The 23,620-nt window shown below is 39.1% G+C and carries 21 protein-coding genes and 1 pseudogene; 9 read left to right on the top strand and 13 right to left on the bottom strand.

The features are described 5' to 3' along the window. Positions 1-4: 4 nt before the first annotated feature. From QE382_RS02725 to trhO, 3 genes are all read left to right on the top strand, one after another. Positions 5-760 carry a glycosyltransferase family 2 protein gene (locus tag QE382_RS02725; RefSeq protein ID WP_307184580.1) on the top strand — a complete coding sequence of 252 codons (756 nt, stop codon included), beginning with the start codon at positions 5-7 and terminating at the stop codon, positions 758-760. Further along, a complete protein-coding gene (locus QE382_RS02720) occupies positions 760-975 on the top strand; it encodes a DUF3820 family protein (protein WP_046673143.1) in 216 nt (71 codons plus the stop codon). Before QE382_RS02725 ends, QE382_RS02720 begins: the two co-directional genes overlap by 1 nt. Before the next feature lie 95 nt (positions 976-1,070). Next, on the top strand, positions 1,071-2,057 hold the full coding sequence (trhO, locus tag QE382_RS02715; protein ID WP_307184579.1) for an oxygen-dependent tRNA uridine(34) hydroxylase TrhO: 987 nt from the start codon (positions 1,071-1,073) through the stop codon (positions 2,055-2,057). Between the two features lie 128 nt (positions 2,058-2,185). Here the strand turns inward: trhO and QE382_RS02710 are convergent, their stop codons facing one another. From QE382_RS02710 to trmB, 5 genes are all read right to left on the bottom strand, one after another. Further along, a complete protein-coding gene (locus QE382_RS02710) occupies positions 2,186-2,881 on the bottom strand; it encodes a DUF937 domain-containing protein (RefSeq protein WP_307184578.1) in 696 nt (231 codons plus the stop codon). 126 nt (positions 2,882-3,007) lie between these two features. Beyond that, positions 3,008-4,534 carry a DUF5689 domain-containing protein gene (locus tag QE382_RS02705; RefSeq protein WP_307184577.1) on the bottom strand — a complete coding sequence of 509 codons (1,527 nt, stop codon included), beginning with the start codon at positions 4,532-4,534 and terminating at the stop codon, positions 3,008-3,010. 10 nt (positions 4,535-4,544) lie between these two features. Next, entirely contained in the window at positions 4,545-6,077 is a 1,533-nt protein-coding gene (locus tag QE382_RS02700) for a SusD/RagB family nutrient-binding outer membrane lipoprotein (RefSeq protein ID WP_307184576.1), read from the bottom strand. A 12-nt stretch (positions 6,078-6,089) separates the two neighbouring features. Further along, on the bottom strand, positions 6,090-9,353 hold the full coding sequence (locus QE382_RS02695) for a SusC/RagA family TonB-linked outer membrane protein (RefSeq protein WP_307184575.1): 3,264 nt from the start codon (positions 9,351-9,353) through the stop codon (positions 6,090-6,092). Between the two features lie 430 nt (positions 9,354-9,783). After that, positions 9,784-10,440: a tRNA (guanosine(46)-N7)-methyltransferase TrmB gene (trmB, locus tag QE382_RS02690; RefSeq protein ID WP_307184574.1), complete on the bottom strand. Its 657-nt coding sequence runs from the start codon at positions 10,438-10,440 to the stop codon at positions 9,784-9,786. Between the two features lie 203 nt (positions 10,441-10,643). Between trmB and fcl the strand changes: the two genes are divergently transcribed. Beyond that, complete coding sequence (gene fcl / locus QE382_RS02685; protein WP_307184573.1) at positions 10,644-11,579, top strand: GDP-L-fucose synthase; 936 nt, start codon at positions 10,644-10,646, stop codon at positions 11,577-11,579. A gap of 16 nt (positions 11,580-11,595) precedes the next feature. Here fcl and QE382_RS02680 read toward each other — a convergent pair whose 3' ends face one another. From QE382_RS02680 to QE382_RS02670, 3 genes are all read right to left on the bottom strand, one after another. Next, the gene (locus QE382_RS02680) at positions 11,596-12,099 is read right to left on the bottom strand and encodes a hypothetical protein (protein ID WP_307184572.1); all 504 of its coding nucleotides are present in this window, start codon (positions 12,097-12,099) and stop codon (positions 11,596-11,598) included. Next, a complete protein-coding gene (locus QE382_RS02675) occupies positions 12,089-12,508 on the bottom strand; it encodes a hypothetical protein (RefSeq protein ID WP_070561438.1) in 420 nt (139 codons plus the stop codon). The genes QE382_RS02680 and QE382_RS02675 overlap by 11 nt, the downstream gene beginning before the upstream one ends. A gap of 187 nt (positions 12,509-12,695) precedes the next feature. Then, positions 12,696-12,965: a YtxH domain-containing protein gene (locus QE382_RS02670; protein ID WP_070561440.1), complete on the bottom strand. Its 270-nt coding sequence runs from the start codon at positions 12,963-12,965 to the stop codon at positions 12,696-12,698. A gap of 235 nt (positions 12,966-13,200) precedes the next feature. On the opposite strand from QE382_RS02670, the gene QE382_RS02665 reads away from it, so the two are divergent. Further along, positions 13,201-14,745 carry a YifB family Mg chelatase-like AAA ATPase gene (locus QE382_RS02665; RefSeq protein ID WP_307188008.1) on the top strand — a complete coding sequence of 515 codons (1,545 nt, stop codon included), beginning with the start codon at positions 13,201-13,203 and terminating at the stop codon, positions 14,743-14,745. Here QE382_RS02665 and QE382_RS02660 read toward each other — a convergent pair. The 4 genes from QE382_RS02660 to rsfS are packed head-to-tail and all read right to left on the bottom strand — an operon-like array spanning position 14,742 to position 18,575. Further along, on the bottom strand, positions 14,742-15,365 hold the full coding sequence (locus QE382_RS02660; RefSeq protein WP_307184571.1) for a rhomboid family intramembrane serine protease: 624 nt from the start codon (positions 15,363-15,365) through the stop codon (positions 14,742-14,744). The genes QE382_RS02665 and QE382_RS02660 overlap by 4 nt on opposite strands. Positions 15,366-15,373: 8 nt before the next feature. Continuing rightward, positions 15,374-16,021 carry a LutC/YkgG family protein gene (locus tag QE382_RS02655; protein WP_293885165.1) on the bottom strand — a complete coding sequence of 216 codons (648 nt, stop codon included), beginning with the start codon at positions 16,019-16,021 and terminating at the stop codon, positions 15,374-15,376. 53 nt (positions 16,022-16,074) lie between these two features. Then, positions 16,075-18,156, bottom strand: coding sequence for an ATP-dependent zinc metalloprotease FtsH (ftsH, locus tag QE382_RS02650; protein WP_307184570.1), 2,082 nt, complete (start codon positions 18,154-18,156; stop codon positions 16,075-16,077). Between the two features lie 44 nt (positions 18,157-18,200). Next, a complete protein-coding gene (gene rsfS / locus QE382_RS02645; protein ID WP_293937979.1) occupies positions 18,201-18,575 on the bottom strand; it encodes a ribosome silencing factor in 375 nt (124 codons plus the stop codon). Positions 18,576-18,622: 47 nt separating this feature from the next. On the opposite strand from rsfS, the gene QE382_RS02640 reads away from it, so the two are divergent. From QE382_RS02640 to pfkA, 4 genes and pseudogenes are all read left to right on the top strand, one after another. After that, complete coding sequence (locus tag QE382_RS02640) at positions 18,623-19,393, top strand: biotin--[acetyl-CoA-carboxylase] ligase (RefSeq protein WP_307184569.1); 771 nt, start codon at positions 18,623-18,625, stop codon at positions 19,391-19,393. Between the two features lie 157 nt (positions 19,394-19,550). Next, a complete protein-coding gene (locus QE382_RS02635; protein ID WP_307184568.1) occupies positions 19,551-20,000 on the top strand; it encodes a protein-disulfide reductase DsbD N-terminal domain-containing protein in 450 nt (149 codons plus the stop codon). 86 nt (positions 20,001-20,086) lie between these two features. Continuing rightward, complete coding sequence (locus tag QE382_RS02630; RefSeq protein ID WP_307184567.1) at positions 20,087-21,793, top strand: protein-disulfide reductase DsbD family protein; 1,707 nt, start codon at positions 20,087-20,089, stop codon at positions 21,791-21,793. 202 nt (positions 21,794-21,995) lie between these two features. Beyond that, positions 21,996-22,972: pseudogene (gene pfkA / locus QE382_RS02625) on the top strand (6-phosphofructokinase). A gap of 194 nt (positions 22,973-23,166) precedes the next feature. On the opposite strand, the gene QE382_RS02620 reads toward pfkA, so the two are convergent. Then, the gene (locus tag QE382_RS02620) at positions 23,167-23,529 is read right to left on the bottom strand and encodes a hypothetical protein (RefSeq protein WP_307184566.1); all 363 of its coding nucleotides are present in this window, start codon (positions 23,527-23,529) and stop codon (positions 23,167-23,169) included. Positions 23,530-23,620 lie beyond the last annotated feature (91 nt).

Below are 23,620 nucleotides of genomic sequence, written 5' to 3'. Positions count from 1 at the left end.
AAACATGTCTGCTCATCCTAAATTTTCGATTATAACTGTCGTTTACAACAATGTGCGTGACATAGAATACACCCTTAAATCTGTTGTTAATCAAAGCTATGACAATATAGAGTATATTGTCATAGACGGACAATCAACCGATGGTACATTAGATGTCATCCAAAAATATAGCAATCAGATTTCTGTCGTGTTATCCGAGAAAGATAAGGGCATCTATGATGCGATGAATAAAGGGTTGGCCCTAGCAACAGGTGATTATGTTCTTTTTCTAAATTCCGGTGATGAAATATATGATCTCAACAGCATTGAGAACCTTGCTAAACTGAGTGACAACGCCGATATTCTTTATGGCGAAACTATACTTGTAGACGAACATCGAAATATTGTTGGTGAACGGAGGCACAAGGTTCCGGCTCATTTCGACTGGAAAAGCTTTCGCTACGGCATGAATATCTGTCATCAGGCGATCTACATCAAGCGGGAAATCGCCGAGCCATACGATCTCAATTATAAATTATGCGCCGATATTGACTGGGTTATTCGCTGTGCCAAAAAGTCAAAAAAATCAGTTAATGCACAGCAATATGTGGCCCGCTATCTTGTTGGTGGAATGTCAAAGCAAAAACATAAGGAATCTTTAAAAGAGCGTTTTGCTATTTTCAAACACTATTATGGGGCTATTCCTAATCTATTCAACCATGGGATTATTGCACTTAAAGCCATATGGCACCGTCTTAATTATGGAAAACCTCAAGACTAATGTTAAATCCTGAAATTTTAACCGAGCTTGTTACAGTCAAGATGCCGTTTGGCAAATACCAGGGATACACCTTATGTAATCTTCCTGAGCCTTATCTTGTGTGGTATAACCAAAAAGGCTTTCCAAAGGGAAAACTAGGCCAGCAGCTAGCGACACTCTATGAAATAAAGCTTAATGGCTTGGAATACCTCCTCGAACCTTTGAAGAAAAGGTGACGAGGGTCATTTTATTCCACTTATTATTTTCTGTAGCTTTGCACTAAATTTATTTTTAGCATTAAACGCCGTTTGCAGCGGTATCAATGAATATCATGACACAATATCAAACTTTGCTGTACTATTGTTACAGCCCTATTGAGGATGCCGAAAAATTCGCATCAGATCACTTAGAATTTTGTAAATCACTGGACTTAGTCGGCCGTATCATTGTAGCTGATGAAGGTCTTAATGGAACTGTTTCGGGTACTGTAGAAGCATGTAAAAGCTATATGGATGCCATTTATGCCGATGGTCGTTTCAATAAAACAGAGTTCAAAATTGACGATGTAGATGAACCATCATTCATTAAAATGCATTGCCGCTACAAAGCCGAAATCGTTCACTCTGGTTTGCGTGATCCAAAAGAAATTGACCCCAACCGCCAAACCGGTGTGCACCTTGAACCGAAGGATTTCTTGGCCATGAAAGACCAAGAGGATGTGGTTGTATTGGATGTACGCTCAAATTACGAGCACAATGTTGGTCATTTTAAAAATGCTGTTACCCTAGATATTGACAATTTCCGCGAGTTTCCGGAGAAAATCAAAGAGCTCGAACAATATAAAGGAAAAAAAATATTAACGTACTGCACAGGCGGTATCAAATGTGAGAAGGCATCTGCTCTCTTGTTAAAAGAAGGCTTCGAGGATGTTTATCAATTACATGGCGGCATTATCAAATACGGAAAGGAAGCAGGTGGTGAAGATTTTGAAGGTCAATGCTACGTCTTTGACAATCGTGTTACTGTCGATGTAAATTCTGTCAACCCATCCGTGGTATCAACTTGTTTTAACTGTGGCAAGCAAACCACCAAAATGATCAACTGCGCCAACCCAACTTGTAATGAACATTTCACACAATGTGATGAGTGCGGCTGGGAGATGGATGGATGCTGTTCGCCAGCATGTAAGGAAAATCCCAATAAACGTGAATATGACGGAACAGGATATTATGTCAAGGTACCTCAACCCGTCAATATTGACAAAATCAGCAAAAGAAAACATAAAAATTTTCCACCGAAAGTATCGGCCGAAGATTAATACAAATTGAACAAACAGGAAGCGGTCGGAAGTGCAGAACTTCCGACCGCTTCCTGTTTAGGATCTGTACCATCTTAGCTTAATCCCATACTAGCTTTTTATCAAGAAAAATAATAGCCTAACAAAGTTTACTTGCCAAACATACCGGCGATTGAATCAAGAATATTGCCCTTTGCCTGCCCATTGTTATTTTTATCAAAAAAACTGCCTGCCAATCCACCCAACATGTCGGTAACACTACCTCCCGATGCCGGTTGCTCAGTTGCTTGCGCTTGTTCTTCTTGGCTACCGCCTAAAAAAGAGCCTAATATACCACCCAACATACCGCCACCTACATTTTGTTGTGTTCCACCTCCTAGCACAGAACCTATCAGATCGCCAATACCACCGCCACTTGAAGCCTGCTTTTGTTGCCCTAAATATCCCATTACGATAGGAGCCAGCGTGGCCAGTACCCCTGTTACCTGTGAGGAACTCAAGCCTGCTTTATCCGCAATATTCTGGGTTACTACTTCGGTATTTTGACCAAACATATGGTTAACAATTTTATTGCCATCTTCAGAACCATTCTGCTCCGCTCCTCCTTGTCCAAATAGATCGCCAATTTTATCGAGTATCCCGCTATTGCTATGCTGATCAATAGCCTTATCAATATTTTCTGCCTGCCCTTTGTTTTTCGCGTTGTAATTCAGTGCTGCAATCATCAAGGGAACTGCTGCCGCTACAATCCATTTTGCTTTAGATTCACTGACACCAGTAATTTTTGAAATAGTCTCTATCGCTTTAGAGCCTACTCCACCTGTAACTAAATCTATTAAGTTCATAAGTCTTCGTTTATAGTTATATAATGAAGATAACGATTTTTTCGGTGAGTTGAGATAGTAGCTGATGATAAGAAAGCCGCTAACAATAACTATTAACGGCTTTAAATGTATTTATTACAAATCGAATTATTCAACTAGCTTCGTCGACCACTCATTTTCAACTTCCTGTAGTTTAGACTCTTTTGTTAACAAAACATTATTTTGCACGCGGGATTTTGTCCACCTTCCTAGTGTCATATTAAATTCCCCATTAAATTGGATAAAGGTATCCGCCGACGGAGATGCGTACACAAATGCCTTGGTATTATCTCCATTTCTATAGAATGGCTGATTAGTTAAGGTAACCGGATTAACAATATCATAAAAATCAGTGTTAGCGATACGATACCCAGCATTGGCACTTACTAGAGAGCCTCCTGTACTCACAAATACCAAATCCTCTGGAATAGTTGTAGCTGTTACTTGAATTGTTGAAAAAACAGCTACTCCAAAAGCATTTCCGCTGTTTGCGAGTAAATTGCCAGTTTTCGTTCCAAAGTCATATCCCGCTTTGTTAGCATAATCGTAATTGGCAACCCAATGTGCGTCGGATATACTCGTAGATTTCTCACCAGCAATTAACTTATTTGTGCCGCCTACATAGAAAAACTGTCCTTTTTTTACAGAACCAACTATCAGATTAATTTTGTAAGTTCTTAAGCCACCTGTGGCCCAACCGTTAATTGGTATACCGGTAGGAGTTGATGCATTTGCATTATTTGTTGTAACAACACTGAACGGTGTTTTGGAAAAATCAATATCCTCCGTTGCTAAAAACTGCATATACTCATAGTTTGCATCTGTTGAGCCGCTAGGATCATTCAGAAGCCCCGTTACAACCACCTTAGGTGTTTTGTATTCCGACCTAATCTGTACAAGATCAGACTTTGTTCTAAGGGACTGATAAGGAATAAGACTATCTCCTGATGCCTCGTTAAATAATATTCCCAGATAGTTCGCCATTTTATATTGAGGCAAATTCGCCAATTCAGATTCGGGATTAGTTCTTACCGTAATAAAACCGAAACCGTCATTTATTTTTTGATCACCAGAAAGTATTTGACCTTCCCTTGGGGTATAACTAAATCCCCCCTTGACAAGAACAATTAAAGTACTTTCATATTTTGTTGGCTCTTTCAAAATTTGATCAGCGGTAACGCGGAGCGCCTGATAGCGATTTCCATCAGAAATTTTTTCAATTTTGTTACTGGAAATACCTGTTATCTGCAATATTCCATTTAACCGCTGCAATTTTCCTCCTATCAAATCTACTACAATAGAATCGCCTGGAGAATACTCGCTGGCTTTTTCTCCCATTTGGATTGAAATTCCGCGCAATAAATCCAACCTCCTACGATCCTGAATCACTAACACACCATGCGGTAAATTACCTGCGCTATGATCTGAAGTAACAATCCCTGTTATTTTTGAAGATCCACCCAGAGTCTCTAAATTCAACTCAATTGGAGTTCCTTTGAATAGTGTACGCACGTCATAAATCCCAATGTAAGCACTAACTTCACCTCCAGGGTAACTAGGACTGTCTTTTTTACAGGAATTGAAGCTGAATACTCCAAAAACTACTATTATTAAAAAAAATATATGCTTTGTCATGTCTTCTTAATTAAGGTTTTTGCCACCAAACTTTGGTATTAATTTCGTCTGGTCCTTGTTGCTGGACAGCAAGTTTATAATTCGTCGGATTAGCCGATTGCACAATCACTGGATAATACATCCGTGCTGGCATTTCTCCATTATTTTGTAACCCCTTACCTTTTGGCAATATAGGATGTCCTGTTCTGCGATATTCATACCACTGTTGCATATCAGCCATAAATAATGCTTGGTATTTTTGAAAATGGATTTGCTCCATCTTTTCAGCAAACGGTACGTTATCTTTCCATTCTCTATCTGATTTCTCTAAATGCTCTTTCGCAGTTACTGTCCAACTTGGTATCCATAATTTTATATTATTTTCAACTCCACTGTAAAAATGATCTTCTATATTTCCTTCAATCCATCCCTTTAATACCGCTTCTGCTTTGATAAATTGCAATTCAGCAAAAGGCATGATCATACCAGTTATTGGCTCCGTCTGTAAACTATTAACACCATTATTTTGATCAAAAGAATAGAAATACGACATTTTAGAATAATCTTCTGATCCAGCTGCATATCCACTAGGAACACCCACATAATTGCCTGAGACAGGAGCAATTCCCATTCGATTAATTCCTGCTGTTCCATAGGTTGGAATATCAATACGAGGATCGTTTGTATCCCTTAAATAATCTAAGAAAAAAGAGCACAACGCAACTGCTCTAAAATCCTGTGCGCGGGTTGACTTGAAAGGCGAGACATATGCTCCATCGTTTGTCCATCGTAAAATTGCAGAGTCATCATTGCTAGCCATGATGGGATAACGATCTTTTTCAGTCGAAAGAATTGTTTTAATTTTGTCCAACACATAATCCTGATGAAGGCTTTTTTTATCAGCGACACGCAATAACAACCTTAAAAACAAAGAGTTATTAAACTTCCTCCATTTAACCAAATCACCTCTATAAATTGGGTCATTAGTCGCATCAATTGTTTCGGTAGTCGCCTTTATTTGAAGTAACGTATTTGCAGAGTCCAACCTTTGCAACATATCAAAATAAATATCTTCTTGTTTGTCAAATTTCGGTTCTACTATCAGTGAATCTCCCGCCAAGTTAGACTGCGAATAAGGGATATCCCCATACATATCTGTCAAAATAGAATAAAGCCATACTTGACCAATAATGGCGATAGCCTGATAAGATCTATTGAAAGTGACCGGCTCCATCGCCTTTTTATACATTTCCTTGAAGTTTGTAATCTCCGAATAATGTGCACCCCAGATGTAGTCTGCCCAACTCCTTCTAAAGTCATAGCGAAATACTTTTCCATCCCCATCCCCAATTGAAACAGTAACTTGCATTAATTCGTTGTTAAATGACCTATTTCTGCTCATATTTGCAGAAACCGAATTAATAAATGCGCTTGCCATAAATTGGTAAGGATAAGCATTTTCTGTTTCATTCGGGTTCGTATTGGTCTCTATGAAATTCTTTGTACAGGATTGCATTAATCCTACTACAAGAATTGCAATTAATATTATTTTAAAATTCTTCATGACTATAAGATGTTAAAAACTAACAATTAGGTTAAAACCATAAGTTCTGGTGGAAGGAAATTGAGCAATCTCAAATCCTTTGACGATATCCCCATTATCTAAGGTTCCAAATTCAGGATCAAAAGCGGGCCACTTAGACCATATAAATAAGTTGCGACCATACAATCCTACTGTCACGCGCTGTAAGCCATATTTTGATATAATTTTCTTGTTGAAAGAATAATCTAGCCTCGCTTCTCTGAATTTAATAAAGTCAGTTGGATAGGTACTTCCTTCTGCATTATCCTGCCCAAAATGAGATCGATAATACTCATCAATATTAGTCGCAATAACATCATTTTTTCGATATGTTCCATCGCCGTTATCAATAACACCATTGCCAATTATCCCACTATAACGACCTGGCAATGTATTCTTGGTTTTACCCTGTTCTGCTAATTTGTAGTGGGTAAGTGAATGTCCCACGCCCCCCCATTGGGTGTCAAAAAGAACATTTAAATTGAAGTTTTTATAGCCAAAAGTATTACCAAAACTAATTTTACCTTTAGGTAGTGTGTTACCTAAATAAATAATATTACTCGTTAATTTGGCATATCCCGTCGATTGATCGTAGATAACCTGACCATCGGGAGCTCTCTCGTAGCCTATCCCATAAAGATCTCCCATACTTCCACCTTGCTTTGCAACGATCTGCCCTGAACCTACAGACCGATATTGTAATACCAATGACGAATCCGGTAAATCAACTATTTTGTTTTGGTTCGCTGTATAGGTAACTAAACTCGACCACCTGAAACCATCTTTTTGATTAATCTGATTTGTATTCACCGACACTTCAATACCTTGATTTCGAACCGCCCCCATATTAGTCTTAAACGTCCTGTAACCGGATGACGGATCTAATGAACGATTTAGTTGCTGATTAAAGGTTTTGGAACTATATAATGCTAGATCAAAGTTTAATTTATTCTTGAAAAGCTTTGCCTCAGTCCCAACCTCATAAGACCTCGTTTTTAATGGTTGTAAATTGGGATTCTTCAATAGACTTGAAGCGGTAACAGAACCAGGTAATAATCCATTACCTCGTTCATACAATTGCTGTAGCATATAAGGATCTTGACCGCCGTTTCCAACTTCAGCAACTGAAATTCTCAATTTTGCATAATTAATGACTTTGGGCAATTTCACAACCTCAGAAAGAATAAAACTACCATTTAATGCAGGATAGATTAATCCCAATTTTTTTTGCGGGTTAACTGGTGTAGCCATAGTACTATTCCAATCCATCCGTCCAGTCGCATCTAAGTAAAGAAAATTCTTATAAGAAGCTGTGACCATTCCATACGCACTATTGGTTACAAACTTATAAAACTTTTGATCGGATATCACGCCATATTTGCTATTGGCCAAATTATATACCCCTGGGTAGGTCAGGCCATCTGCAGTATATGCCTCCCTTTTATAATGATTGTGTAGTGTACTCCCGCCAAGTGTTGCTGAGAATTTAATATCTCTTTTTAGATCCTTTTCATACTTTAATAGAAAGTCCAATACTGTTTCCTTTGAGAACAAAGATTGCGAACGATAACTACCTTCAGGCAGCTTCGTCCCAGAATCATACGGTCTTTCTTGCGCACGATCTTCAACAAAGAAGTCTAATGATGAACGCACCATTAAACTGAGCTCTTTGTTAAATTGATAGTTGGCCGATGCATTACCCGTAAATGTATTACGATCATTCCTGTTAATAAACTCATGAGATATTGCAAATGGATTTTCAGGATATGAACTAAATGGATATTGGATGGCTTTATCTTCCAATCCCTGCTTCCAATAATTGCGCAGCCAGTTATAGTCAGCATTAGGTTGCCAAAAAATAAACCAATACATCAGTGATTGATTGCCATATCCAGCTCCAGGCAAATTATCAGACCACCGTCTATTGTAATTAATCTTTGCATTTATGGTTAACTTGTCTGAAATTTTTGAAGTTGCCGATAGTGCGAATGCAGTCTTATCGAAACCCGTATTTGGAGTGATCCATTTATTTCGAACATCAGTATAAGAAAACCGTGCAGATGTTTTTTCCGAACCTCCGTCTATTGTTAGGGAATTTGTAAATGTTCTTCCTGTTTGGAAGAACTGTTTACTATTTGAATAGGGTTGCCATAACGTACGTTCGGTACCCTGAGCTTGCGTTAGCGGATCATACTGAAAAAAATATTGCCCATCAAATTTTGGACCATAAGCGGAGCTAGTCCCACCCGTACTATTTCCATCAGCTGAACTTCCGAAGGAATAATAATTAGCTCCCCCAGTACCTTGCCCATATTCATACTGAAAATCTGGCCAGCGATTGACCGATTCAAATGCTGTATTACTATTAAGAGTTATACCTAATCCCTTTCCCTTTTTTCCAGCCTTCGTAGTTATAATAATTGCTCCATTCGCCCCACGCTGACCGTAAAGTGCCGCAGCGCCCGGACCTTTCAGAACGGTAATATTTTCAATATCTTCCGGATTTATGTCATCCATACCTGACCCGTAGTCGGCGGGCATGTTATCTGAACCTGTACCATAAACAGAGCCCGAAGATCCTCCTACACGTCTACCACTTCCCCCATTTATCACAATTCCATCTACAACAATTAACGCTCCCGCATCACCATTTAGATTTGCTTCCCCACGCAAGATAATTTTTGTCGAACCTACTGGTCCTGCATTAGATCGCATTAGATTAACACCTGCTACTTTACCTGACAATGCATCCATCCAATTGTTAGAAAGCGCTCCTGTCAAGTCATCGCCTTTTAGTACTGTTGCTGAGTATCCCAAGGCTCTTTCTTCACGTTTAATCCCCAAAGCAGTGACCACAACCTCATCAAGTGCTTCAGATGTTGGGTTTAAACCAATATGGATATTTCCTTGAGCTGCCTCGTAAGTTCGCGTTTGAGCTTCATAACCGATCATCTGAAAACGGATCTTTCCCCCTACTTCAATATCTACCTCGAAATTTCCGTAACGATCCGTAGACCCCTTCGTCACTCCACCTGCAAGTATCGACACAGATGCCAGAGGCTCCTTCGTTTGATTATCGACAACTTTTCCTTTAATCTTAATCTTCCCCTGATTAAAATCATGAAAAACGCTATGGCCTCGTTTTAATGGAACCATCGCCTCAGCTACATCCATATTGCACGCAATTGCTAAAGCCGCAAATAGCACTTTCGAGGAGGCGTGCCGCAGATTAATTTGGATAGGGTTAATACTAAACATAGTTATTGGTGTAAATTGTTAATTTTCAATTTGGCACAAAAATATATCCCTAACAAAAAGTTTGCTTTAACTTAATGTTTTCTTTTTGTTAACAATCATTTCGAATAGCATTTCTTTTCATCACACTATTATGGTTTCAATTGTAATTAAAAGGCTTTGAGATCCACTTTGAAGGTCTTATCATGCATTAGACTTGCTTTGACACGATATTTCGTTGGTTATTCTTAATTTTCAAATCGAAAATAATTAATAATATTTACAAAACGAAATAAATCGAAATTATTTAAGTTGCGATCAAACAAAAAAAGGGCCTTCAAAAAGCCCTATAAATCAATTGACAACCAAAAACATAGCAATAAGTAATATCGCCACCAAACAAAAAAAGCCCAAACTTTCGTTTGGACTTTCTATTTTGTAATAAATTCGTTCATTAGCTTTTTTCGAAACTCCATTTCACATAATTTATATTCTTATCATCAGCTAAATACTTTTTTTCATAGTAAGTTTTGATTGATAAAACATTATCCACTAAATCCGAATGGTAAAGATCGGTAGTCTCTTTATATTTTTTTAGCTTCTGTAAATCGATCTGCTCCAGCGTATACGCATAAAAGCCGTCGTTGTCTGTCTTCAGATTCATCATCCCATCAGGTTTCATAATGAATTTATAACGCTCCAAAAACTTTGGGCCTGTCAGCCGCTTTTTCTCTCTGCTATCCTGAGGCTGAGGATCCGGAAAGGTAATCCAAATTTCATCAACTTCATTTTCGGCAAAATATTCAAGGATTGTTTCAATCTGTATCCGAAGAAAAGCAACATTCCGAATGCCATCCTCCAAAGCTGTTTTAGCACCACGCCAAATACGATTACCCTTAAAATCAATACCAATGAAATTTTTCTCCGGAAACAGTCGCGCAAGATTAACAGTATATTCTCCTTTGCCACAAGCAAGTTCCAAAACAACTGGATTATTATTTCCAAATTGTTTCTCTGCCCATTTCCCTTTATATTCTTTGCCTGCGTCAAGTTGGATTACATTTTCAAAAGTAGCAACTTCAGCAAATTTACGTAGTTTGTCCTTTCCCATTTTCAATAAATATCCCGCAAAAATAACCTTATATTCCCGCTTAAAAAAATAAATCTTATCCTAGGAAACATACCATTGATTGGCCAAAAATCATGAAGCCAATAGACTAAAGAAAGAGCAATCAATAAATCACTTTCATACGGGCGATTTATATTGCATATAAAAAGCAATTTATCTAAGTTTGCAGAACTCAATAACTTATCGTGGAAAAAGGCGCTAAAATTTACATAGCAGGCCATCGAGGAATGGTCGGATCAGCAATACATCGCAAATTAATAGAACTTGGATACAGCAACATCGTGACCAGGACATCTCAACAATTAGATCTGCGCAATCAACAAGCAGTAGCTGAATTTTTCAACGAAGAAAAACCTGATTATGTTTTTCTCGCTGCCGCTAAGGTTGGTGGGATTATGGCGAACAATACCTATCGCGCAGATTTTATCTACGAGAATATGGCTATACAGAATAACGTCATCAAATCTTCCTACGATAATAAGGTTAAAAAGTTAATGTTCTTAGGATCCAGCTGTATCTATCCAAAGATGGCCCCCCAGCCTTTAAAAGAAGACATGTTGTTAACAGGCACCCTAGAGCCGACGAATGAGCCTTACGCAATCGCCAAAATTGCCGGTATAAAAATGACAGAAGCCTTCCGGGATCAATATGGCTGCAATTATATATCCGTAATGCCAACAAATCTTTACGGAATTAACGACAATTACCATCCGCAAAACTCACATGTATTACCGGCGTTGATTAGAAGATTCCATGAAGCTAAGATCAATCAGATCGCTGAAGTTATTATATGGGGAACAGGAAGCCCGTTACGGGAATTTCTATTTTCCGATGACTTGGCAGATGCCTGTATTTTTTTAATGAATCATTATAACGACAAGCAATTTGTCAATATCGGTATAGGTGAAGATCTAAGCATCAAAGATCTCGCAGAGTTGATTAAAGATGTAATTGGTTACACAGGTAATATCGCTTTCGACAGTTCCAAACCGGATGGCACACCACGTAAACTCATGGATGTATCAAAGATACATGCACTCGGATGGAAGCACAAAGTCGACCTTCGGGAGGGCATTCAACTCGCTTATACTGACTTTTTGAAAAAAGAAGCAACCAAATAGGGAAATCAATATCAAATTAATATGTTTCGCTATAAGAAGGGATTCCGTACTCATTTACTTCGTCCTTTATAGAAGCACTTTCCGTTTGAGCAAATTTATTTTTCTTCTTCTTCTTAGGTCGAATAAAACTCGTAAACTTTCCAATAAGACCACTAATCTTATCTTGATTGATCTGGCCTACTGCACGTTCCGATAACAACAACATGATTGCTTTTTTAAAAACACCTGTATTTTTTAGAAACAATCTGTTCATTACAAAGGGAACCCCAATACGTAAGATCTTCGTTAACCAATCAGAATCTGGATTATTACTTTTGGCAAACATCTGCTGTATAATATTCGCACCCGGGATATTATTTTTTAAGGAATTAAAAAAACGGATGGGGGCCTCTATTTTATTGTTAAGCAATGTAAATTGAGCCTTTAGATATAGCTCCTGCTCATTCTTTAACGTCTTTAAGCGCAATATTTCAGCTTTAAGTTCCTGTAAATTACGTATTTTGGTCTGTTTATTGTTCATTTGTAGCCCTTTCTCTATCAAGTTTTTCTTTATGCAGTTCTTCCTCTTCTTCCTCAATTTCATCGTTCCATTTAGCCAAAAAACGTCGAATGGAGAGATCCATAAATTTTGATTCCAGCATAGGCTCAAAAACGCGGATTAGGATAATGATCACTAAGAAGATACCTGCTGTTGCCAAAAAACCTAATGAATAACTACCCAATAACTCTCCGAGCCAAAAACCTAGTGCTAAGCATAAGAAAAACAGAACAAATAAAGTAAAAATAAGCTTAGTTGCATCTACCACTAAGCTTGCAATTAAACGAGATGATCGTTCAATTGTTTTTAATTTAACAAGTTTAAATTGGGAGTCAATATACTCCTTGGTCTTTTGAAACGTACCACTTAGTGAAAATTTTTCTTCTTCCATGCATCTAAAATTTATTCAGGCTATTTCAGCCCATAACTAAAAAAACGAAAACGCTGTATCTTATAACCGCAACACAGCACTACTCTATACCCATGAAGAGCGCGCAGCTATCGTAAAAACAGCTATCTCGCGAAATAGCCTGATAATATGTACTCTACACCAATTATTCTTTTGAATAATCTGCGAACTATGCATGTTCGATGATATCATCATCCAGCACTTCTTCTGCCTGATTTAACTTCCCTTTTAACGTAGAAACAATCTTCTCTTTGAAATCATTCAACTGATCAAATTGCTCCTCTGCTCTTTCCCGAATAGCATCACTCAAATCGCTTAATGAATCATTAATTTTATCTCTTGTATCCGACCCTTTGTCTGGAGCAAATAAAACTCCCAAAGCTGCACCCGCGGCAAGACCGGCTAATAACGCCAAAGCTACTTTACTTGTGTCATTCATTTCTTTTTCTTTTAAAGTTCTAAATCTATTACGAAGAATCTAGTCCTCGTTAATAATACAATTAACAAAGCAAATCGTTTGCCAAACAATGCTTTTTATCCGTTATTAATAAGGAACTATATTAACAATATAATCATTTTTTTCGGTAATCTTGGATCCTCCATCAATATTTCACCCGACAATTATTAACTTACTCAATTTTTTAGTATCTTTAAATCAGTCGATTATGAAAATTATGCTAAATAAAACCTATTGCAGCGCCGTCTATGGGATAAATGCCTGCACTATTACCGTCGAGGTAATCGTATCTACTGGCCTCCATTATTATATCGTTGGCCTGCCTGACAATGCCGTTAAAGAAAGCTTAAGACGTATCGAAAGTGCCATTAATTCCTGTCAACTTCACATGCCACGCCAAAAGATCGTTGTCAACTTGGCACCCGCAGATATTCGTAAAGAAGGTTCAAGTTACGACCTATCAATTGCAATAGGCATATTAGCATCTTCCGGCCAAATCACAAATATCCGTCTGGAAGACTATCTTATTTTAGGCGAGCTATCATTAGACGGAAGTATTAAGCCCATACGTGGTGTTCTACCAATTGCATTACAGGCGCGCAAAGAAGGGTTTAAAGGAATAATATTACCTAAAGCCAATGCAAAAGAGGCAGCTATCGTCACTGAAATCGATGTTATTGGTGTAGAAAATCTGACCCAAGTAGTGGAATTTCTCAATCATACTGTAACAATCGAGCCTACAAAAGTTAACATACAAACATTTTTTCAGGATGATACGGCCATTTATGACGTCGATTTCTCTGATGTACAAGGACAGGAGAATATCAAACGAGCGCTGGAAATCGCAGCATCTGGTGGACATAACCTTATTTTAATAGGTCCACCAGGAGCAGGAAAAACCATGTTGGCAAAAAGACTACCAACGATCCTTCCCCCGCTCAATATGACCGAATCGCTGGAAACGACCAAAATACACTCTGTGTCTGGAAATCTAAAGGCGAAAGACTCCCTCGTCACTGCGCGGCCCTTTCGTTCTCCACATCATACAATATCCGATGTGGCCATGGTAGGGGGCGGCTCAAATCCATTGCCGGGAGAAATTTCTTTATCCCACCATGGCGTATTATTCCTTGACGAATTGCCAGAATTCAAACGGAGCGTCCTCGAAGTCATGCGTCAGCCACTTGAATCGCGTCAAATTACGATATCAAGAGCTAAACTTACCGTCGAGTACCCCGCAAGTTTTATGCTCATTGCTGCCATGAATCCCTGCCCCTGTGGTTATTTCAATCACCCCGAGAAAGAATGCATCTGCGGCACTAACACCGTCCAGCGCTATCTAAGCAAAATATCAGGACCACTTTTAGACCGTATAGACCTCCACATCGAAGTCACCCCCGTGCTATTTGATGAATTGAGTACAACACGTTCTATAGATGATAGCCGCACGGTACGCCGTCGGGTCATTCAGACACGCGAAATCCAGAAAGAACGTTTTAAATCCTTCCCAGACGTACATTGTAATGCACAAATGAGTACCCGATTAACGCGAGAAATATGCCAGATTGACGAAGCCGGAAGGAAATTGCTCAAAACTGCAATCGAGCGTCTCAGCCTATCCGCAAGAGCATACGATAGAATACTAAAGGTTGCCCGCACAATCGCTGATATGGAAAATAGCCCTACAATTGATAACCACCATATCGCTGAAGCAATCCAATACAGAAATTTAGATCGGGAAACATGGAACGGAAAATTTTAGAACTGTGCGAGACAATGTTTGATAACCCAAGGAAAACAGATGATCGTCAGGATTAGTCCAGACAGCGCACCAAAAAAATGGGCATCGTGATTAATGCCGTCCTGCCCCTTTTTGGATGCCCATACACAATAACCTAAAAACAGAAATGCAAATAAGTAAGCTGGCATGGGAATAATCATCATTACTCCAATGGTCACTTTAGGGTCGAAAAGAATATAACTAAACAGCACCGCACAGATGGCACCTGAAGCACCCAAACTATAGTAACCTGGATTATTTTTATGCTGTACGATGGTTGGAATATCGCTCAGTATCAAGCTGCCTACATAAATAACAGCAAATAAGATATGGCCATAGGGACTTGCAGCAGCAAGTATACGTTCTAAACCAAACCCAAAATAGTAAAAGGTAAGTATATTAAACAGCAGATGTCCCCAATCCTTGTGCACAAAACCACTTGTCAGGATCGTAAAGACATTGCGGTTGCGTGCAATACTGTAGGGATGCAACATCAATTTGCCGAAAAGTTGTTCGTGTGAAAAAGTATAGACGCTAATGGCAATCGTAAAAAAGAAGATAATACTCGCAACAGGCGTTTCTGTTAAATAAGTTAATAGCATAATAATTTCTAGAATCGATCCTCTAAAAGTAAAACATAAAGTTCTTTTGGCCCATGTGCTCCCAAAACCAACCTCTTCTCAATATCAGCCGTTCTGGACGGACCTGTAATGGTAGAAATCATCGTCGGAATCTCCTGACCGTAACGCTTCTGCATATAAGCTAAAGCATCTTTCAAATCCCAGACCAATTGCGAAGCCTTGGCAACAACAATATGAATGGGGGGATATATACTCAACCGCCGTCCGGAAGCATTTGCATTACTCACCATAACACTTCCATTACGAGCTATTAAAGCCTCACAGGAGGTGATACTTGCATTTGCCAATTCAAAATCCTTCTCTGTTTTCAAAAAGGGAAAACCGTAGGGACTGAGTAAATTTTGAATACCTTGTTCCCAAGCATAGATATTTTTTATGCTATTTACTTCGGTCAATGAAATCAAATTTTCAATCAGACCAATCTCGCCATCACAATATAGAAATTTGCCTCCCGCAGCGGTCAATTCACGCACAAAAACAAGATCCACTAACTCATCTTCATCATGGTAAAGAGCAGTTTCCTTAAAATTCGGATGGGGATTATCATTTTTTTGTAGTAATGCCTGACGTACCCGTTTTAACATTACCTCCTTCGCAGTTGCGTTCTTCACGTTCATGGCGCAAATATATAAATGCAGCGCTAGATAATTCTAGCGCTGCAACATTCAAATTAATTCAAATTATTGAACGGATTGTCTGAAATCGGACCATCGCTGGATCGCGCTTCATCCGGATGAATATCTAAGGGTAAATCAGTTTGTGGTACACCACCACCATCTGCACCATTCACAAACTCCTCGTAAGTAGTCTTGGTTTCAAATGGACGCTTCCCCAGTATCTCTTCCAAATCCGATTGAAAGAGGATTTCCTTTTCCAATAGCTTCTCCGCTATTTTGATCAGTCCTTCACGTTTATCCAGCAATAACTGTTTAGTACGTGCATAAACATCACTGATCAAGTTACGGACCTCTGCATCAATCAACTCTGCCGTTTTGTCAGAATATGGCTTCTGGAACGATGCCTCCGAGCTGTCTCTGAAAGAAACATTTCCCACTTTGTCATTCATACCGTATATCGCGATCATTGCATACGAAAGCTGCGTAATACGCTCCAAGTCGTTTTGAGCACCAGTTGAAATTCTTCCAAAAGTAATATCTTCAGCTACACGCCCTCCCATGGTCATACATAAGCTATCGATAAGCTGCTCTGTCGTATATAAAAACTGCTCTCGGGGAAGATACTGCGCGTATCCCAAAGCAGCCACACCGCGCGGCACAATAGATACTTTAACCAATGGATCTGCATGTTCCAAAAACCAGCCAGCAATAGCATGCCCAGCTTCATGATAAGCAACAATACGTTTCTCTTCCGGAGAGATAATTTTATTCTTTTTCTCAAGACCACCGATCACGCGATCGACTGCATCCTGAAAATCTTGCATATCAATTTCTGGTTTATTTTTGCGGGCAGCAATAAGTGCGGCCTCATTACATACATTGGCAATTTCTGCTCCTGCAAAACCAGGAGTCTGTGCAGATAATTTTTTTGCATCAACCTCAGCCGACAATTTCAGTGGTTTAAGATGCACTTTAAAAATTTGCTCACGGCCGATCAAATCTGGTTTATCAATAGAAATTTGACGGTCGAAACGTCCCGGACGCAGCAATGCCGTATCCAATACGTCGATACGGTTAGTAGCTGCTAAAATAATAACACCCGAATCCGTGCCAAAACCATCCATCTCTACCAACAATTGATTCAACGTATTTTCACGCTCGTCATTTCCACCCATCATTGAATTCTTGCCCCGCGCACGGCCAATTGCGTCAATCTCATCAATGAAAATGATACAAGGCGCTTTCTCTTTAGCTTGTTTAAACAAATCACGAACACGAGATGCACCTACACCCACAAACATTTCCACAAAATCGGATCCCGATAGTGAAAAGAATGGCACTTGAGCCTCACCAGCGACAGCTTTTGCTAACAATGTCTTACCTGTTCCTGGAGGCCCTACAAGCAATGCTCCCTTTGGAATTTTACCTCCAAGATTTGTATACTTACGCGGATTTTTCAAGAAATCGACAATTTCCATCACTTCCTGCTTCGCCTCTTCAAGCCCCGCCACGTCGTTAAATGTGATATTAATCTGAGCTTCTTTATCAAATAATTGAGCTTTCGACTTACCGATATTGAAGATAGCACCGCCACCACCGCCGGCACCGCCGCCCATACGGCGCATCAAGAAAATCCAGATTGCAGCCAACACCAATAATGGCAACATAAAGGTAATAAACCAGCTCGCCCATGGATTAGAACGATCATCATACGTTAATTGTACCTTCGGTGTACCAGGCGCTAACTCAGCTTGAGAAGCAGCTAACTTTTTCTCCAAAACATCGGGAGAAGCATCTTTAAAAATATATTGTGGTCCTTTGTCCTCTTGTCCAGACAAACTTGGTAAAGGATCGGAGGTCTTTACAGCATCCTTAAAACTAGGATTATCTTTCCAGCCCTTCTTCAGATACACCTCAACCTCTACAAGATCATTTTTCTTATAAGCGACAAGGCGCTCTACAGAGCCTGTGTTCAACATGCGTGTCTCAAAATCGCTATAGCTAACTTCCTTAGCTGGGTTTTCTCCAAAAACGTACTGTAAGGCAAAAAAACCTAAAAACATGGCAATCATAAGCCACACAAAATTAAATTTCGGCGGTTTCGGGCTTACCTTACTACTCGGGATTTTTTTCATTATATCGTAATTATATTTTCTTGATAAATTTTTATTGAAGACAATTAAGCGCTTTGGAAATGCTGAATCTCTGCATCTCCCCATAATTCTTCGATACCATAATGCGCCCTTTTTTCGGTCTTAAAGATATGTACAACCACATCCACAAAATCCAAAATCAACCACTCACCATTGGATTGTCCTTCTTTATATTGGGGTTCTTGACCAAATGTCTTGTAAACTTCGTCTTCGACACTTTTTGCTATCGCATTGACCTGAATGTTGGAATCAGCATGACAAATAACAAAATAATCAGAAACAGAACTGTGAAGATCTCTTAAATCCAAACGAACGATCTCGTTTGCTTTCTTTTCTTGCATACCGTAAACGATAATTTCTGATAGACGTTGGGACAATTCTGTACTTTTATTTTTACTCATTAAAAAATATGATAGTTTTGACTTAATATTTATTTAATACTTTCAGTTTGCAAAATAACAATATTTCGGGACTTATCATCGGCCAAAATACAATATATCTTGACAAAGTCGCCTCTACAAACGATTATCTCAGGGAATTATTGTCAAAATTCAAGCCACTAGCGGAAGGGACTGCCATTTTAGCAGAAGAACAGTTTCAAGGTAAAGGCCAGCGAGGAAGCTTATGGATCAGTGAACCAAAGAAAAATCTCACGACATCTATCCTTTTAAGGCCCTATTTCTTACCAATAGCCCAACAATTCTCACTTTCGGCTACTATCGCCATTGCCACCGCCAACTGGTTGAAAACCAAAGTTGAGCAGCCTGTCGCCGTAAAATGGCCCAATGATATTTACGTCAATTCAAAGAAAATAGCCGGTATTTTAATAGAAAATACATTAAAAGGCCATAATATCAATAGCGCCATCATAGGAATCGGTATAAATATCAATCAAACTAATTTTGACACAACATCAACAATAACCTCTTTAGCATGCCTAACCGATCGAACCGATTACGACATAAAGGATTTAGCGCGTGAGCTGTATCTAATGATACAACTGGAATATTTGAATCTCTTTCACAAAGGATCCCACCATCAGCTAAACAAATACAACGAATTATTATTCTGGAAAGGCGAAGAAAAACCATTTTTAATCGCTGGAAGCGAGCAAAAGGGCATTATTCAGCAGGTATCTGCCGAAGGTAAACTAAAGATTTTATTAGATAACCGATTACAAGAATTTGATATCAAAGAGATTACGCATCTTATCTCTTAATCTTTACAAAAAAAGGCATAACCCATTTTTAGAAATATCAAAGCTTTGTTCTAACTTTGTCAAAAGCGTGATTAAACCTTTATTCACCCAGCGTATCTAATAAAAATAACACACTGCAATAATTGTAGCGGAAAAAGAAAGAACAAATTAAAGTCTGATGAAAAAATTAATACTGTTAATGACTGCAGTGATTTTTGCAGTTACAGGAGCATTCGCTCAAATTCACAAACCAGTAAAATGGACAGTGGCCAGCAAAAAGTTAAATAACAAAGAAGCTGTCGTATATGTAAAAGCTACCATCCAAAATGGATGGCACATTTATTCACAAAATATAAAGGATGGTGGACCAATCCCAACTTCTTTCACTTTTGCTAAAGCGGCTGATTATACCTTAGTTGGTAAAACTGCTGAGCCAAAACCAAAAGTGAAACATGAAGACGTATTTAAAATGGATGTAGGTTACTTTACAAATGAAGTGATATTTCAACAAAAAGTAACGTTAAACAAAGGTACTGCAACAGTTAAAGGTACAGTCGAGTGGCAAGCATGTGATGCTTCACAATGTCTTCCTCCAGATGAATATGCTTTTGCTGTGACAATCAAATAGTAAAAATGATTCTATAAGGATAAATTAATAAGGCGATTCTCATCGCCTTTTTTTATTTTTGAACCTAACATCTGAAATACATACGCATGTTAAAAAATACATTCATTTTACTTCTGATTGCTCTTTTCAGTCTTTCGTTAACAACAGCGACGCTTGCATCGACACAAGATAGTTTAGCAAGTACAGAGGGACTTCAATTTGAATCATCACCGGACACATCTAATGCAGTTGAAGCAGTACCGGAAGACCTTAATTTTACAGCCTCACCCGACACGATGGTTAGCCAGGATAGCAGTAAAGCCGCGCCAGCTAAAATAAACGCCTCCTCAGGCAATCCAGAAACGGGAAAGAAATCACTTTGGAGCATATTTATTGCCGGATTAGTAGGAGGTTTTGCAGCACTACTTATGCCCTGTATATTTCCAATGCTGCCCCTTACGGTGAGTTATTTTACGAAACAGGCAGGAAGTCGAACTAGCGGTATCAGCAAGGCATTACTTTATGGCCTCTTCATCATTGTCATCTATGTCGCTTTAGGAATGATTATAACCATTTCCTTCGGCTCCGACGCGTTAAATGCTTTATCGACAAATGGGATATTTAATTTCTTATTCTTCCTGTTATTGGTTGTTTTTGCCGCGTCTTTTTTTGGTGCCTTTGAAATCACTTTACCGAGCTCTTTCGTCAATAAGATGGATGCCAAATCCGATAAGGGCGGCATAGTAGGTCTCTTCTTTATGGCCTTTAGCCTTTCCCTGGTATCGTTCTCCTGTACCGGCCCCATTATTGGAACGCTATTGGTAGAGGCTGCCTCAAAAGGAGAGCGCCTAGCTCCCGCAATCGGTATGCTCGGTTTCTCCATAGCACTTGCTATTCCTTTTGGTTTATTTGCGATGTTCCCATCGATGCTAAAATCCCTCCCCAAATCGGGCGGATGGCTAAATTCGGTAAAGGTCGTACTCGGCTTCTTAGAACTCGCACTAGCCTTAAAGTTCCTTTCAAATGTAGATCTGGCTTACCATTGGAATTGGTTAGATAGAGAAATATTCTTATCGCTATGGATTGCTATCTTTGGCCTGATGGGATTATATCTTATTGGAAAAATTAAGTTTTCCCATGACAGTGAACTAAAATTTCTTTCTGTACCAAGAACCATCTTGGCCGTCATTGTATTCGCTTTCGTCATTTATATGGTACCCGGATTATGGGGTGCGCCATTGAAATCCATTTCGGCATTCCTTCCCCCTTCGGCAACTCAGGATTTTGACCTGTCTACTGGAGTAGGCAGTTCACCAACGCATAGTGATGGTAAGGTCAAAAAATACGCTGAAATATTTCATGAACGGGGCACGCCAAAAGGTTTTGATCCTTATTACGATTATGAGGAAGCTCTAGCAGCATCAAAAGAGCAAAATAAGCCGGTACTCATTGATTTCACAGGCTGGAATTGTGTTAATTGTCGAAAAATGGAAGCCAATGTATGGACTGATCCCGCAGTTGCCAAACTATTAAAGGAAGAGTTTATTATGGCTGAATTATTTGTCGATGACAAAACCAAATTACCAGAAAGTGAGCAGTTTATTTCAAAATACAGTGGGAAAAAGATAAAAACGATAGGAAATAAAAACAGTGATTTCCAAGCCTCGACTTTCGACAGCAATTCGCAACCACTATACGTGATCGTCGATTCATCCGGAACCGTATTGGTCCCGAAAACAGGTGCAAACTATAACGTTACAGAATATATTGCTTTCCTTCAAAGTGGAATTGACGCTTTTAAGGCAAAGAAATAGTCCGTATACGATTGGGGAGATTCGACAAGAATAGCATACATGATCAGATAGGTAATTATTAAATTTGCATTATCTTTAGCTTAACCCGAAATAAAACGGTTTAAAAAAGCCATTACCAGTTGCCAATAGCATGATTGGCGATAGAGCTAATAAAGGAAATATAATTGTATATACGCTTGAAAATAGCTAAGTTTGAGTACGTATGAGTAACATTAAAAAAATTGCTGTTTTGACATCTGGAGGAGATGCTCCAGGAATGAATGCTGGTATCCGTGCTGTTGTTAGGGCGGGAATCTACAATAATCTTGAAGTATTTGGCGTAAGAAGAGGTTATGATGGTCTTGTTAATGGAGAGATTGTCCCTATGGATGCCAAATCTGTAGCGAATATCATACAACGTGGCGGCACTATCCTTAAAACTGCCCGTAGCGAAGCCTTTAAAACGACAGAGGGACGTAAACAGGCTTATGAAAACTTACGCAGCCACGGTATTGATGCCATGGTGGTTATCGGCGGGGATGGTACATTTACGGGCGCATCCAAATTTATTGAAGAATTTGATTTTCCTATTATTGGCCTTCCAGGCACGATTGACAATGATTTGGCCGGCACAGACTTTACTATTGGCTATGATACAGCCATTAATACTGTTATCCAAGCTGTAGACAAAATTCGCGATACTGCCGAGTCTCACGATAGGCTCTATTTGTAATAGAAGTAATGGGACGCGATTCAGGTCTTATTGCCGTCCGTTCAGGAATCAGTACCGGCGCAGAAGCAGTCTTGGTTCCTGAGTTTGAAGTGGACTATGACGCAATCATGAAAAGGCTCGACAAGACGCGTAAAAATAAATCATCCCGTATCATTATCGTTGCTGAAGGTGATAAAGAAGGGGGTATGGTTGTATCAGAAAAAATCAAGGAAAATTTCCCACATTACGATGTTAGGCTTTCTATTTTAGGACATATTCAACGTGGTGGAAGTCCAACATGTATGGATCGTGTCTTAGCTAGCAGGCTTGGCGTAGCTGCCGTTGAGGCTTTACTACAAGGCCGCAGAGGTGAAATGGCCGGACTAATCTGCAGTGAGGTAAGATTTACTCCTTTTAAAAGCGCCATTAAACACCATGTAAAAATGAACGAAGATCTGCTGCGTATCATCGAGATCCTTTCGCTGTAAAAGATATCGTTTAGTCTCAACTTCATACAAAAAAAACGTGGATTGTCCAACATTTTGGACAGCCACGTTTTTTTTGACTTTATACAGATCTCCACAAAACACTATTGCAGCTATAAAAGAAACTTACTTGACTTTTAAACTCTTTCGCTTTATTAGCACAAAACGAACTATAGCACACGATCTTATAAAAACTACTACTTAAGCAAATTATTTAGGTATTGCTCAGATACAGGGGGCAATTGTATGGCCTGACCTGCTTTTGCCATCGAGTCAGCGAAATGATTCGTATTACTGATAGCCTGTTCATAGGCTCTAACCACCTGATCAGATAAGTGTAAAACCTCAGGGCTTTTAAGGTTAACCCGATATTGATTATCTTCTAAGGTGACATGCTGATAAAAGCGATAGGCAGCAGCTTTTAGCTTTCCCAGTTCTTCTTGGGAGAGCTGATCGATTCTGGCATTTGGCGGAAGTGTAACGTCAATAAAGGTAGTGTCCTTCGCCAATTGATCAATAGAATGATCCAGAGAAATGGCATGAAGTGCTTCTAAGTTCACAACAGGAATACCCTTATCTTCATCACCACTACACTAGGCAATCACACTCCACAAAAATATACTCAGAAATACTATTTTATTCATTATTATA

The organism is Sphingobacterium zeae (assembly GCF_030818895.1).
Taxonomy (GTDB): domain Bacteria; phylum Bacteroidota; class Bacteroidia; order Sphingobacteriales; family Sphingobacteriaceae; genus Sphingobacterium; species Sphingobacterium zeae.
This window is presented reverse-complemented; position numbering and strand designations above follow the sequence as displayed.

What these genes read in the sequence shown, in the direction of transcription:
- QE382_RS02725 (WP_307184580.1), top strand. Translation starts at nt 5, where the DNA reads ATGTCTGCTCATCCTAAATTTTCGATTATAACTGTCGTTTACAACAAT.
- QE382_RS02720 (WP_046673143.1), top strand. Translation starts at nt 760, where the DNA reads ATGTTAAATCCTGAAATTTTAACCGAGCTTGTTACAGTCAAGATGCCG.
- trhO (WP_307184579.1), top strand. Translation starts at nt 1,071, where the DNA reads ATGACACAATATCAAACTTTGCTGTACTATTGTTACAGCCCTATTGAG.
- QE382_RS02710 (WP_307184578.1), bottom strand. Translation starts at nt 2,881, where the DNA reads ATGAACTTAATAGATTTAGTTACAGGTGGAGTAGGCTCTAAAGCGATA.
- QE382_RS02705 (WP_307184577.1), bottom strand. Translation starts at nt 4,534, where the DNA reads ATGACAAAGCATATATTTTTTTTAATAATAGTAGTTTTTGGAGTATTC.
- QE382_RS02700 (WP_307184576.1), bottom strand. Translation starts at nt 6,077, where the DNA reads ATGAAGAATTTTAAAATAATATTAATTGCAATTCTTGTAGTAGGATTA.
- QE382_RS02695 (WP_307184575.1), bottom strand. Translation starts at nt 9,353, where the DNA reads ATGTTTAGTATTAACCCTATCCAAATTAATCTGCGGCACGCCTCCTCG.
- trmB (WP_307184574.1), bottom strand. Translation starts at nt 10,440, where the DNA reads ATGGGAAAGGACAAACTACGTAAATTTGCTGAAGTTGCTACTTTTGAA.
- QE382_RS02680 (WP_307184572.1), bottom strand. Translation starts at nt 12,099, where the DNA reads ATGAACAATAAACAGACCAAAATACGTAATTTACAGGAACTTAAAGCT.
- QE382_RS02675 (WP_070561438.1), bottom strand. Translation starts at nt 12,508, where the DNA reads ATGGAAGAAGAAAAATTTTCACTAAGTGGTACGTTTCAAAAGACCAAG.
- QE382_RS02670 (WP_070561440.1), bottom strand. Translation starts at nt 12,965, where the DNA reads ATGAATGACACAAGTAAAGTAGCTTTGGCGTTATTAGCCGGTCTTGCC.
- QE382_RS02665 (WP_307188008.1), top strand. Translation starts at nt 13,201, where the DNA reads ATGCTAAATAAAACCTATTGCAGCGCCGTCTATGGGATAAATGCCTGC.
- QE382_RS02660 (WP_307184571.1), bottom strand. Translation starts at nt 15,365, where the DNA reads ATGCTATTAACTTATTTAACAGAAACGCCTGTTGCGAGTATTATCTTC.
- QE382_RS02655 (WP_293885165.1), bottom strand. Translation starts at nt 16,021, where the DNA reads ATGAACGTGAAGAACGCAACTGCGAAGGAGGTAATGTTAAAACGGGTA.
- ftsH (WP_307184570.1), bottom strand. Translation starts at nt 18,156, where the DNA reads ATGAAAAAAATCCCGAGTAGTAAGGTAAGCCCGAAACCGCCGAAATTT.
- rsfS (WP_293937979.1), bottom strand. Translation starts at nt 18,575, where the DNA reads ATGAGTAAAAATAAAAGTACAGAATTGTCCCAACGTCTATCAGAAATT.
- QE382_RS02635 (WP_307184568.1), top strand. Translation starts at nt 19,551, where the DNA reads ATGAAAAAATTAATACTGTTAATGACTGCAGTGATTTTTGCAGTTACA.
- QE382_RS02630 (WP_307184567.1), top strand. Translation starts at nt 20,087, where the DNA reads ATGTTAAAAAATACATTCATTTTACTTCTGATTGCTCTTTTCAGTCTT.